This window comes from Mycobacterium sp. IDUB_17 (assembly GCF_055419465.1).
This window is the reverse complement of record NZ_JBVAXS010000005.1, coordinates 494,474-507,422: the sequence shown is the minus strand read 5'-3', so window position 1 is coordinate 507,422 and position 12,949 is coordinate 494,474. Positions and strand designations below refer to the sequence as shown.

Annotated in this window: 6 protein-coding genes; 1 reads left to right on the top strand and 5 read right to left on the bottom strand. The window is 68.7% G+C overall.

The genetic code is table 11. The annotated features are described in order from the left end of the window. Positions 1-8: 8 nt before the first annotated feature. Positions 9-1,040 (bottom strand): heat-inducible transcriptional repressor HrcA, encoded by a 1,032-nt coding sequence (gene hrcA / locus ACZYZ7_RS23240; protein WP_135456175.1) that lies wholly within the window; start codon positions 1,038-1,040, stop codon positions 9-11. Positions 1,041-1,245: 205 nt separating this feature from the next. Between hrcA and ACZYZ7_RS23235 the strand changes: the two genes are divergently transcribed. Next, on the top strand, positions 1,246-1,560 hold the full coding sequence (locus tag ACZYZ7_RS23235) for a type II toxin-antitoxin system VapB family antitoxin (protein ID WP_039322059.1): 315 nt from the start codon (positions 1,246-1,248) through the stop codon (positions 1,558-1,560). 20 nt (positions 1,561-1,580) lie between these two features. Here the strand turns inward: ACZYZ7_RS23235 and ACZYZ7_RS23230 are convergent, their stop codons facing one another. Genes ACZYZ7_RS23230 through ACZYZ7_RS23215 form a run of 4 tightly spaced genes read right to left on the bottom strand, consistent with a single transcriptional unit; the run spans position 1,581 to position 12,949 of the window. Continuing rightward, entirely contained in the window at positions 1,581-1,793 is a 213-nt protein-coding gene (locus ACZYZ7_RS23230) for an MbtH family protein (RefSeq protein ID WP_135456178.1), read from the bottom strand. Next, positions 1,771-3,072 carry an NADPH-dependent L-lysine N(6)-monooxygenase MbtG gene (gene mbtG / locus ACZYZ7_RS23225; RefSeq protein WP_450072164.1) on the bottom strand — a complete coding sequence of 434 codons (1,302 nt, stop codon included), beginning with the start codon at positions 3,070-3,072 and terminating at the stop codon, positions 1,771-1,773. The genes ACZYZ7_RS23230 and mbtG overlap by 23 nt, the downstream gene beginning before the upstream one ends. Further along, entirely contained in the window at positions 3,069-7,496 is a 4,428-nt protein-coding gene (locus ACZYZ7_RS23220; RefSeq protein WP_463741912.1) for a non-ribosomal peptide synthetase, read from the bottom strand. The genes mbtG and ACZYZ7_RS23220 overlap by 4 nt, the downstream gene beginning before the upstream one ends. Continuing rightward, on the bottom strand, positions 7,493-12,949 hold the full coding sequence (locus ACZYZ7_RS23215) for an amino acid adenylation domain-containing protein (RefSeq protein ID WP_463741948.1): 5,457 nt from the start codon (positions 12,947-12,949) through the stop codon (positions 7,493-7,495). The genes ACZYZ7_RS23220 and ACZYZ7_RS23215 overlap by 4 nt, the downstream gene beginning before the upstream one ends.

The following is a 12,949-nucleotide window of genomic DNA, read 5'->3' as shown; positions in this document are numbered from 1 at the left end:
CGGCTGTATTACCGAGTACCTAAGACTTCGCCGATGTACAGAGCAACTGCCGCAACATTGGCGATGGTCCCCGGGTAGTCCATTCGGGTGGGACCGACCACACCCATTCCGCCGTACACCTTGCCCGAACTGCCGTACGTCGTGCTCACCACCGACGTACCCAACATCTGTTCGGCCTCGGTCTCGTGACCGATCCGCACGGTTACCTTGCCCGCTTCCTGCTGGGCTGCCAACAACCGCAGCACCACCACCTGCTCCTCCAGCGCCTCCAGCACCGACCGCAGCGATCCGCCGAAATCAGCGGTGTTCCGGGTCAGGTTGGCGGTGCCGCCGAGTAGCAGCCGTTCCTCAGTGTGCTCAACGAGTGTCTCGACCAGGACAGTCGCCGACCGCCCGACCGCATCGGCCAGCGCACCGTGGCCGTTGAGATGTGAGGCCAGATCACTCACCGCGATCGAGGCGGCGGTGATCGGCTTGCCTTCGAGCGCCTGCCCCAACGTCTCGCGCAACTTCGACAGCTCATGCTCGTCGATGGCATCGCCGAGCTCCACGATGCGCTGATCCACCCGGCCCGAATCGGTGATGACCACCAGCAGCAACCGCGCCGGGGTCAGCGCCACCACCTCAAGGTGGCGGACGGACGAGGTGGACAGCGTCGGGTACTGCACGATCGCGACCTGTCGGGTCAGCTGGGCGAGCAGCCGCACCGCGCGCCGCAGCACGTCGTCCAGGTCGACCCCGGACTCCAGGAAGGACAGGATCGCGCGGCGCTCCGACGAGGACAACGGCTTGACGTTGTCGATCCGGTCGACGAACTCGCGGTAGCCCTTCTCTGTGGGCACCCGGCCCGAGCTGGTGTGCGGCTGGGCGATGTAACCCTCGGCCTCCAGCACCGCCATGTCATTGCGGACAGTGGCGCTGGACACGCCCAGGTTGTGACGCTCGACGAGGGTCTTGGAGCCGATGGGCTCCTTGGTGGCCACGAAGTCGGCGACGATGGCGCGCAACACCTCGAAACGACGTTCGTCGGCGCTCCCCACCTGTTCACCTACCCTTCGCAGCAGCGATGCGTTTATATTGCTCGGTTCATTTTACTGATCAGCAGCGGGTTTACCGATTCGCGGCGAGCGCCGGGGATCATTGCGCCGAGCGATACCGGCGCAGGCAATAACCCGCGAACGTATTAGCCTGGGCAACTATGCCGATGGCAAGACCGCGGAACACTGCGACGGACGCGGGCCGGCGATGATCTTCAAAGGCGTCCAGGAGGGCAAACCCTACCCGGAGCACGGTCTGTCCTACCGGGACTGGTCCCGCATTCCGCCGCGCCAGCTGCGCCTCGACGAGCTGGTCACCACCACCACGGTGCTCGCCCTGGACCGGCTGTTGTCCGAGGACTCGACGTTCTACGGCGACCTGTTCCCGCACGCGGTGAAGTGGCGCGGCGACATCTACCTCGAAGACGGTCTGCACCGGGCCGTGCGCGCGGCGCTGCGGAACCGCACCATCCTGCATGCCCGGGTGTTCGACATGGACGCGCTCGCGCCCAGCCCGGCGTAACCGCCGTCGCTCAGCTGTCCCTAGTTCGCCATTGCCTCACGCAGGCTGTTGGGCCGCAGATCGGTCCAATTCGCCTCGACGTAGCTCAGGCACTCGGCGCGGCCGGCCTCACCGAAGGCCACCCGCCAGCCGGCCGGCACATCCGCGAACGCCGGCCACAGGCTGTGCTGGTCCTCGCCATTGACCAGTACGTAGAACGTGCCGTTCTCGTCATCGAACGGATTGGAACTCATCGAGTCTCCTCATCGAGGGGTGGGCCAGGTCTGCACCCAGCACCCGGTCGGACAACAGGCCAAGACAGCTCAGGTTCGGGAAGCCCGGGCCCTGGGTGAGCCCGGCCAGCCCCGGAAGGAACAACTTGGGGAAGACGTCGGTCAGCGCCAGGTCGTGGCCGATGTGCTCCTGTAGCGCGTCACCGGTCAGCGGGCCGCCCAGACCCAGCTCGAGCAGATCCAGGGCGTCCTGGCTGAACAACGGGGCGAACCACAACGCATCGGCGCCCGATCCGTCGATCACCAGATCGAAGCCGTGCACGGTCTCGACCGCTTCACCCCCGGTGTTGGTGGACAGCGTCAACCGGATCCGCTCGTCGCGGGCCACCGCGTGGGCGACCCGGCCGCGGAGATGGCGGATCCGGTCGTCGGCCAGCAGCGCATCCTGAACGCGCGCCGAGAACACGCCACGATCGGTGCGGGCCAACGCATCCCGGCGTTCGGCCAGGGTGAGCCCGGTCCATCCGGTCGGATCGGAGAACAGGGTGTTCTCGAAGAATCCCTCGCCTCGGGTGAACAGGGTGACTGTCGGCGAGATCACCGTGATGGTCGAAACCCGGTGGCGGAACAGCTCGTTGAGCATCGACGCGGCGGTCTCACCACCGCCGATCACCGCCACCCGCTCGGCGGTGATGAGCTCGTGCTTGCCGGCCTGATGCCAGAACTGCGCGATCGACATCACCCGGGGGTTGCCCGGCAGCACCGAGCGTTCGGCCTGACCGGGCCCGGTGACCATCAGACCGTCGGCGCTGACGGTGTCCTCGGCGGTGTGCAGAACCCACCGGCGCGCATCTGCGTCGATTGAGATCTTTTCCACCTCACCGGAAACCACGTTCATCCCGATGCCATCGGCCACCCAGCCCAGATACTGGCTCCAGCGTTTGTGGGTCGGCGCGGGCCTGCCGCGGTCCACCCACTCGGCGAATCCACCGGTGGCGATCAGGTAGGCCTGCCAACTGTGCCGGGTCATGCGCTCGTCGAGCTCGGCGTTGCGCCGCGACACGAGGGACGATCGGTAAGGGAAGCCGACGTCCTTCTCGGGCCCGGTGCCGAGACGATGATTGCCGTCGGTCCAGCCGCCGACGGCCTGCCAGTTGGCGGCCACCCCGGCACGCTCGACGACGACGACGTCGGGAGCCGGCACACCCATCGCCCGCAACTCGGCGGCCTTGGCGGCCACCGAGATGGCCTTGGGTCCGGCACCGATTACGGCCAGCGTGGGGGCCGATGGGGCACTCATTGGGTCACCTCTCGCAACACCTCTCGCAATGCGTCCTGCCACATCGCCTGCAGGGTGGCGATGTCCTCGGCGGACAGAATGTCGGGCAGGGTCCGCCACTGGGTGCCGAGCACGGCTTCCCCGTCGCGGTCGATCACCGCGGCCATGATCGTCAGTTCATGACGCACAGCGACATTCGGTTCTGGCACCGGAGTCACACCCGTCTGCAACGACCGGTCCTGCAGCAGGGCGTGATCAGATGCATCCAGCTCGATCCGACCCAGGTAGTTGAGCAGCACCTGCGGATCCCGATGCGTTCCCAGCCGTTCGGCGGTGTCCTCGCGCAGGTACCGCAGCAGCCCGTAGTCGATCGCGTCGCCCGGGATCGCGGCCACCTGCGCAGCCACCCCGTGGGCGTCATCGGCGGTGAGCCGCAACGGGTAGATCATGCTGAGCAGCCCGGCGGTGTCACCGGTATCGACCTCGTCATGATCTGACACCACCGCATCCGACCGGCCGTGGGTCTCCAGCGCCAGCAACGGCGCCGGGGTCGGCCGGCCTCGGTGACGACGCCAATCGGTCAGGGCGCGCGCCGTTGCCGCGGCCAGCACTTCGGTCACCGGGACCGGTCCGCTCAACAGCCGGGCTGTCACCTCGGGCTCGGCGAAGGCCATCACGATGGTCACGTCGGCCATCCGGTCGATGGTGGAATCGATCCGGCGGGCGCCGATGTCAGGATCGTCGCCCTCGAACTGCTGCTCCCAGAAACCGCACGTATCGAGTTCGGCCGCCCGATCGGTGAGTAGACGGGACCACTGCCGTAATGAGGTGTGTTCTCGCACCGGCATCGGATCACGCCCGGAAGCCAATGCGTGCCAAGCATTTTCGAGTTCACCCACCAGGATCCGCCACGATGCCGGGTCCAGCGCCAGCACGTGGGCGGTCAGGATCAGCAGACCGCCGTCAGTCTGTGGGTGATGCAACCAAACCGCGTCGAGCATCGATCCGTTCTCGGGATCCATACGCTGCACCGAGAGCTCGGCCTGCTCGGCCACCGCGGCGTTGAGATCACCGTCGGCCGTGGCTTCCGACAGCACCTCGCGCGGTGTGTGCGCGACCAAGGCCAGCGCCTCGCGGTCCAGCCGGGTGCGCAGCACCTCGTGCCCGTCGATCACATTGCGCAACAGCGCTTCCAGCTGCGCGCGGGTGACGCCCGCGGGCAGCCGGAACACCTCGGTCTGCGCGAGCCGGCGAGGATCGCCGTACTGGTAGAGCCACCGCCCGTTGGGCAGCAACGGGATCGGGCCCGCCCCTTCGTCGGCCGCATTGTCACCGCGCTCGACGGCGACCGCGTCGGAGTCGATCGCGGCCCCGAGTTCGCGAACGGTCGCGCAATCCAGCATCAACCGGGCCCGCAGCGCCACGCCGCGGCGCCGCACGGCCTGCACGACCGACAGGGCCACGATGCTGTCCAACCCGAGATCGAGAAAGTCGGCGGTGACGTCGATACCCGATCCCTCGGGAGTTCCCAGGACTTCGGCCAGCACCTCGGCGAGCACCCGCTCGGTCTCGGTGGCCGGATGCTCGGAGCCCTCAGCAGAGCCGCCGGTGCCGACCGAAGCCAGCGCGGCATCGTCGACCTTGCCGTTGATGGTCAGCGGGATCTCGTCGACGACGACGATGTGGTGTGGCACGAGATGTCTTGGCAGGGTGGCGGTCAGCATCCGGCGCAACTCGGCGACGTGGGTATCGGTGACCACGTACGCGACCAGTCGCGGCCCGCTGCGGTGCTGACGTACCGCCACGTGGGCATGCCGCACCCCGGGATGGGTGTGCAGTGTCGCGGCCACCTCTCCTGGCTCCACGCGGAATCCGCGGATCTTGACCTGGTCGTCGCTGCGACCGAGAAACTCGATGGCACGCGATTGGGGGTTGCGGCGCACCACGTCACCGGTGCGGTACATACGCGCACCCGGCGTGAATGGATCGGCGACGAACCGGCCTGCCGTCTCCCCCGCCCGGCCGAGGTAGCCGCGCGTCAATTGGCCACCGGCCAAATACAGTTCGCCGTACACGCCGTCGGGAACCGGCCGCAGCCAGCCGTCGAGCACATAGGCCGCGGTCGAATCCGTGGGACGACCGATGCACGGTTGCTCGTGGTCGGCGATCGCCGCGACGACGGCTTCCACCGTGGTCTCGGTGGGGCCGTAGCAGTTGTGCGCGGACATCCAGGTGCGCTCGCACTCGGCCTGGATCCCCTGCCAGGTGGCGTTGTCGATGGCCTCCCCGCCGAGCGCGAGCACTGCCAACGGCACCCGGCTGAGCAGCCCGGCCGCGCGCAACGAGGCGAACATCGACGGGGTGGTGTCGATCATGTCGATCGCGAAGCGCCCGATGGTGTCCACCAGCGCCTCGGCGTCGCGCTGCACCTCGTCGGAGACGATGTGCACGGTGTGCCCGTCGAGCAGCGCCGCCAACGGCTGCCAGGCGGCATCGAAGGTGAACGACCAGGCGTGCGCCACCCGCAACGGGCGGCCGAGGCGCTTGGCCGCGGGCTGCAGCACATGGTGGGCGTGATCCGCGGCATAGGCGCGCAGCGCCTGATGGGTTCCGATGACTCCCTTGGGCTTTCCGGTGGTCCCGGACGTGAACACGATGTAGGCGGCCTGGCCGGGCCGAACCCGCGCGGGCCGGTAGTCGGCGTCCGGCTCGGAACCGGCGGATGCCAGGAACGCGTCGTCGACGATGAGCTGTGCGGGCCGGGCTGCGCCGATCTGGCGCAGGATCTCGGCAACCCGTTCCTCGGGCATGGCCGGATCCAGCGGCACGATCATCGCGCCCGCCTTGAGCACTGCGAGCATCGCCACCACGTAGTCGGGCCCCCGGCGCAACCGGATGGGGACCGGAGTCTCCGCGCGCACACCACGGCGGATCAGCTCGGCGGCCAGGCGATCGGCGGCATCGTCAAGCTCGCGATAGCTGAGTTCTCCCCCGTCCCAACTCAATGCCACCGAACCGAGCCGCTCCTCGGCGGTCTCACTGAACGCGATGTGAAAGCCCGTCTGGAACCGGTCATCGCCGGCAACGGTTGGCGCCCCGGCCGGCCGCGGATCGTCGTCGAGTGTGACGGCCACCTCGCGCAGCGGACGCTCCCAGCCGTCCAACAGCCGTTGGACGACGGCCAGCACCCGCAGTCCCAGGGCACGCGGATCGAGCAGTCCCAGTGCCCCGTCGAGGGTTTCGACGAGCACCGTGAGCCGGCCGTGGGTCGGATGTGCGGCGATGGTGACCGGGAAGTGCGACAGGCTCTCCAGCGCCGACGGCCGCAGCACCGCCCCGCCGAGATCGAACTCGTCGCTGCCGACCAGCCCGCCGGGCGGGAAGTTCTCGTAGACCAGCAGGGTGTCGTACAGCTCGCCGATGCCGCCGAGCGAACGCAACTCGGTATGGCTGAGGTAGCTGTGCTCACGCAGTTCGGCGGCTTCGCGCTGCAGGGCAAGGCACTGGCTGCCGACCGGCAGGCTGGGGTCGACCCGGACCCGCAGCGGCACCGTGTTGATGAACAGGCCGACCATCGACTCGACGCCCGCCAGCTCGTCCGGACGCCCCGACACCGTGACGCCGTACACCACATCGGTGCGGTCGGTGAAGACTGAAAGGATTGTCGCCCAGGCCATCTGGAACAGGGTGTTGACGGTGACGCCCCGACGCCGGGCTGCCTCGAAGATCGCGGCGGACTGCTGTTCGTCGAGCTTCACCTCGGTGCGCGCGGGCAGGCCCGGCTGGGTTTCCCGCCCGGACAGCACCGGAGACAGCAGGGTGGGCGCATCCATGCCGTACAGATGGGCCTGCCACCGTGCCCGGCTGGCCTGCTGATCGCGCCCGGCCAGCCAGCCGATGTAATCGCGATACGGGCGCACCGTGGACGGCAACGCGGTGACGTCGCCCTTGGCCCCGTAGAGCGCCAGGAGTTCGCCGACGAAGACCGGAAGCGACCAGCCGTCGATCGCGATGTGATGGGCAACGATCACCAGACGCCAATGCAGGCCCGGCTTTTCGATGAGCAGGAAACGGATCAGCGGCCCGCGTCCGAGGTCGAACCGCCGGGCGCGCTCGTCGGCCTCCAGCGTGACCGCCTGTGCTTCATCGGTCTGCACATGCCGCCAGGGCAATTCGATCGCGGACGGGACCACCGCCACCGGGCGGCTCAGATTTCCCTGGAAGAAGCTGGCCCGCAGGTTCGGATGACGCACCAGCATCGCCTCGGCGCAGGTCCTCAGGAGCTCGACGTCCAGTGCCCCGTCGACGTCGGCGGCCATCGCGATGACGTACGGATCGGCGCCGTCGTCTCCCTCGGTCAGCCCGGCCAGGGAATACAGCCCCTGCTGCAGCGGGCTGAGCGCCAGGACATCCTCGACGCCGGGCGGCGTTCCGGTTGTCGTCATGTCGAGATCCCCTGGTCCTGGCCCCATCCCGCGGTCAGCGCGGCCAGTTCGTCGGGCGAAAGGCCCGATGCGGACATCGGCTCATGGCGCACGTCGGCCGCTGCAGCGCCGTCGCCCGCCGCGTCGATCGCGGCAGCCAGGTCGGCCAGCCCGGGATGTTCGAACACCATGCGTGCTGTCATCGCCATGCCGGCATCGCGCGCCCGCGCCGCGAGCTGCACGGCCAGGATGCTGTCGCCGCCGAGGGTGAAGAAGTCGTCATACCGCCCCACGTCGGTGGCACCGAGAAGGTCCACCAGCATCGCCGCCAGCGCGTGCTCGGTCGGGGTGGCCGGCGGCTCGGACGGTGCTGAGGCGGTGACTCGCGGACGGGTCAGAGTGGCGGGTTCGATGTCGTCGACCACGGTGAGCACGGCACCGGCGAACTCCTCGGGCAGCGCGGTCCGTGCGTTGTCCAGGAAGGTGTCGGTGTCAGTCACTCCCGGCTCGAGCACCACGTAGCCGGCCAACGTGATGGCGCCACGGCCGTCCCAATGCCGGGTCGCCGCGACCGCCACGCCGTCGAGCGCTTCCAGCGCGGCCTGCAGGCGGGGCTCACCGGTGATGATCGGCTCAAGCCGGCCGTCGGTGGTCCAGCGGCCCCGGTCCCCGGTGCGGTACAGCTGTCCCTCGCCAAAAGGGTTGGGCGCGAAGCGCTGTGCGGCAATCCCGGCGGCAGCCCGGGCGGCCTCGTCCACCGCGCCCCCGGCGTAGTAGACGTCCCCGGTGACACCGATGGCCGCCGGTTGACGCCACTCGTCGAGCAGGTAGACGCGGTCCGCGCCCTCGGTCTGCGGCAGCCCGGCCGGCGGTACCGCCTTGCGGCTCCAGTCATCGACCAGCTGGTCGCGTTCGGCCGCGTCGAGAACCGCAATGTCGCGCACCGTCTGGTCGGCGTCGCCGGCAAAAGCTTCGACGATGCGGTGCAGCCAGCCCACGAGACGCCGCGCGGTGGCCGCCTCGTAGAGCTCGGTGCGGTAGATGACGGTGGCCCGATACCCGGCGCCGGCTTCGGCGAAGAAGTTGAGCGACAGGTCGGCGTGGGCCACATCGAAGGTGGGTTCCAGTGCCGTGAAACGGGTTTCACCGTCAGCACCGGAGTCGATGACCTGTTCGGCCGGCAGGTCCTCACGTACGTGCACCACGACTCCGAACAGCGGGTTGCGCGCCAGCGAACGCACCGGGCTCACCGCGTCGACGACCCGGTCGAACGGCAGGTCCTGATGCTTGTAGGCGGCCAGCGCCATGTCACGAGAGCGGCGCAGCACCTCGCGCAGGGTCGGGTTGCCGGACAGGTCGTTGCGCAGCACCACGATGTTGATGAAGAACCCGATCAGCGCGTCGAGTTCGGGCGCGGTGCGCCCGGCGACCGGGGTGCCCAGCGCGATGTCGCTGCCCTGACCGGACTTGTGCAGGGCGATGGCGACGGCTGCCTGCAACACCATGAACTCGGTGACTTCGAGTTCACGGCTGAGCGCGACGAGCTTGCCCCGCAGTGCCGCGTCGATGGTGAAGTCGAGTGCCTTGCCCTCACCGGTCGGCACCGGCGGCCTCGGAAAGTCCGGCTGCAGGCCGTTCTCGACGTCCGGCTCCCCCGACAGCCCCGCCAATTGCTTTGTCCAGTAGGCGCGTTGTTCCTCGACACGCTCCTCTGCGCCCGAGAGCACCTCGGCCTGCCAGGCCGCGAAGTCGGCGTACTGCACGGGCAGCGCCGCCCATTCGGGCGCCTGTCCGGCCCGGCGGGCGTGGTAGGCGGTCAGCAGGTCGGTGAACAGCACTGTGCCCGACCAGTGGTCGGCGGCGATGTGGTGCACGATCAGCGAGAGGACATGCGAATCGGGCGTGGACAGCATCGCGGCCCGGACCGGCCACTCGTTCTCCAGGTCGAAACAGTACCGCCGTTCGGCATCGAGTTCGCCCTGCACCCAATCCTCGCCCGTCCCGTCGGCACGACGCACCACGACCGGAGCGGCGGGATGGACGACCTGGTAAGGCACACCGTCGATCTCGCGATAGGTGGTGCGCAGGATCTCGTGGCGGGCGACCACATCGCTTACCGCGGTCGCCAGTGCCTCGACATCGCAGGGTCCGGTCAGTCGTGCGGCGAAGGGCACGTTGTTGACCGGGTTGGGTCCGTCGATGCGGAACTGGAACCACTGCCGGTGCTGGGCCGCCGACATCTGTGCCGGGCCGTCATGGGTGGTGGCCACGATGGCAGGTAGGCCGGCACCGACGCCCGAGGCGCGCAGTTCGTCGACCTTGGCCGCCAGGCCCGCCACCGTGGCGTTCTCGAACACATCAGCCACGCCGAGTTCGACACCGCAGCGGGCTCGAACGGCGGCAACCAGTTTGGTGGCCAGCAGCGAGTGGCCGCCCAGATCGAAGAACGAGTCGTCCGCGCCGACGCCGTCCCGCTCGAGCAACTCGCCGAACAGTGCGACGATCTCGTGCTCGGTTTCGGTCTCCGGCGCGCGGAATTCGGTGGCCGAGCGGATCTCCGGCTCCGGCAGGGCCCGGCGATCGATCTTGCCGTGCGCGGTGATCGGGATCTCGGCCAGCTCGACGAACGCCGCCGGAATCATGTACTCGGGCAGCGCGGCGGTCACCCTGGCCCGGATGCGGTCGATCTCGACCTGTTCGGCGTCGGCGGCCGGCGTGATGTAGGCGACCAGGCTCTTGCCCAGCGACGGCAGGTCGCTGACCACCACCACGGCCTGCCCCACCGACGGGTCGACGGAGATGGCCGCGGAGACCTCGCCCAGTTCGATTCGGAAGCCACGGATCTTGACCTGCTCGTCGGCCCGGCCGACGAATTCGATGTCACCGTCGGCGTTGCGCCGGGCCAGGTCACCCGACCGGTACATCCGTCCGCCGGGATTGAACGGATCGGCGACGAACCGTTCCGCGGTCAGGCGTGGACGATCGTGATAGCCGTGTGCGACATGCGTTCCGCCGATGTAGATCTCACCGATCACCCCGACCGGAACCGGCTGCAGTGCATCGTCGAGCAGGTGGATCGTGGTGTTGATCTTCGGTGTGCCGATCGGCACGATCCGTGCGCCCTGCTTGCCCTGGACCTTGTAACGGGTGCAGTTGAGCACCGTTTCGGTGGGGCCGTAGAAGTTGTGCAGCAGGGAGTCGAATGTGGCGAGGAACTTGTCGGCGATCTCCCCGGGCAGCGCCTCGCCACCGATCGGGACGCGCTGCAGCGTGCGCCACTCGTTGACACCGGGCAGGGAAAGGAACAGCCCGAGCAGTGACGGGACGAAGTGCATCGAGGTGATGCCTTCGTCGCGCAGCAGATCGGTGAGGTATCCGATGTCGCCCAGCCCGCCCGGCTTCGGGATCACCAGGCGCGCACCGGCGGCGAGCATGCCGAAGATCTCGCCGATCGACACGTCGAAGCTCTGCGAGGCGACCTGCAGCAGGCGTTCGTCCTCGGTGACCTGGTAGTCGCCGCCGAACCAGACGAAGTACTCCGCGATCGGCCGGTGCGGCACCGGCACGCCCTTGGGCAGGCCGGTGGATCCCGACGTGTAGATCAGATACGCGGTGTTGTCCGGGCGCAGCGGCCGGACCCGCTCGGCGTCGGTCGGATCAGTGGCCGGATGGTACTCCAGGCCGTCGACCGGCTCGCGCAGAACGATTTTCGGATCGGAGTCCTCGAGAATGTAGGTGAGCCGGTCCTCGGGATAGGTCGGGTCGACCGGCAGGTACACCGCACCGGCCTTGACGATGCCCAGCGCCGTGATGACCAGTTCGGGCGACTTCTCCAGGAGCACCGCCACCCGGTCCTCGGTACCGATGCCCTGCCCGATCAGCCAGTGCGCCAACCGGTTCGCCGACTCGTTGATCTCGCGATAGGTGTAGTGGCGGCCCTCGTAGACCACCGCGACGGCGTCGGGGGTACGGGCGGCCTGCTCGGTGACCAGCGCCGTCAACGTGGTGGCCGGCGTCGCGAACTGGTCACCGGTGGACACCGCGCGCACCCATTCGGCGTCCTCGGGGGTGAACAGGTCCAGCCGCGACAGTGGCCGGTCGGGCTCGGCGAGCGCGCTGTCCAGCAGCACGACGAAGTGCCGCAGCATCTGTGCGGCCAGCTCGGCATCCATCACCTCGGTGAGATGCTCGGCCTCCACCACCGCACCGGCTGCGTCGAGTTCGACCATGAAACCCAGTGGCAGCTGGGTGTGTTGGCCGCGCAGGTCGGCACGCTCGCTCGTCACGCCCTGCGGGGCGAAACCGCCACCGTCGGGCTCGCGGAACCCGAAGCTCACCCGGGTCATCCGCTCGGCGCCGTGGCGTCGGTCCGGGTTGAGCTCGGCCACCACGCGGTCGAGGTTGACCCGTTGATGCGTGAAGGCACCGATGGCGGTGTCCCGGGTGGACGCGACGAGATCCCGGAACCCCGCCGAGCCCTGCGGTCGCAGCCGCATCGCCACGGTGTTGCCGTAATAGCCGATGGTTTCGTCGGTGTCGCGGTTGAGCACCGGGGTGGCGATCAGGAAATCGTCGGTATGGGTGTAGCGGTGGATGAGTGCGCCGAAGGCCGCCAGCAGGACCATGTACGGCGTGGCACCGGTTTCGCGGGCGAGCGCCGATACGCGGGCAACCGTCTCGGCGGACAACCGCACCGCGCTGCGCTGGGACCGAAAACCGTTGGGAACCACCGACCCCGACGGACCGGGCAACTCCAGCGGCTCCGGTGGGTTCGCCAGCACCTCCCGCCAGTACGCCAGGTCCTCGCCGCCGTCCCCGGCGGCGGCCACCGTCACCCGCGGCGTCTCGGCAAGCTGCGCCCCGGAATAAGCCCGGGTCAAGTCTGTGAAGAAGACCCGCCACGATCCGTCATCCCAGGCGATGTGGTGAGCGACGAGCAGCATCACGTGTTCAGCGGGCCCGGTCTTGATCAGCGAGATCCGTAGCGGGGAGTCGCTGCTCAGATCGAAGGCCGTGCCGAACTCGCGCTGCGCCAGCACCTCTAGCCGCAGCATGCGGGCCCGCTCGGATTTGTCGGACAGATCGTGGACCGCCCAGCCCGGGGTCAGGTCACCGTGGACCGTCGCGGTGGGCTCGCCGTTCTCGTCGGCCCGATACGTGGTGCGCAGGATCGGGTGCCGACGTGCCACCGCATTCAGGGCATCGTGCAGCCCCTCGGCGTCGATCACCCCACTGAGCCGGTAGGACAGGCAGATGTTGAGCAGTACCCCGCTCGGGTCGAATCCCTGCACGAACCACATCCGGCGCTGCCCGTCCGTGAGCACGGTCGGATCGACCGGTGCGCCTTCGGAGCCCGAGACCGCCTGCCCGGGTTCGGTACCCGACGCCGCCAGGCCTCGTTCGGCAAGCCTGCGCCGCATCAGCTCCAGACGCGCGTCGGAAGTGCGGGGGGCTGCCGAGTCGGCACTAACCAT

Bases quoted from the DNA above. Each gene is read 5' to 3' on its own strand.
- ACZYZ7_RS23235 (WP_039322059.1), top strand. From the start codon at position 1,246: ATGATCTTCAAAGGCGTCCAGGAGGGCAAACCCTACCCGGAGCACGGT.
- ACZYZ7_RS23230 (WP_135456178.1), bottom strand. From the start codon at position 1,793: ATGAGTTCCAATCCGTTCGATGACGAGAACGGCACGTTCTACGTACTG.
- mbtG (WP_450072164.1), bottom strand. From the start codon at position 3,072: ATGAGTGCCCCATCGGCCCCCACGCTGGCCGTAATCGGTGCCGGACCC.
- ACZYZ7_RS23220 (WP_463741912.1), bottom strand. From the start codon at position 7,496: ATGACGACAACCGGAACGCCGCCCGGCGTCGAGGATGTCCTGGCGCTC.
- ACZYZ7_RS23215 (WP_463741948.1), bottom strand. From the start codon at position 12,949: ATGGTTAGTGCCGACTCGGCAGCCCCCCGCACTTCCGACGCGCGTCTG.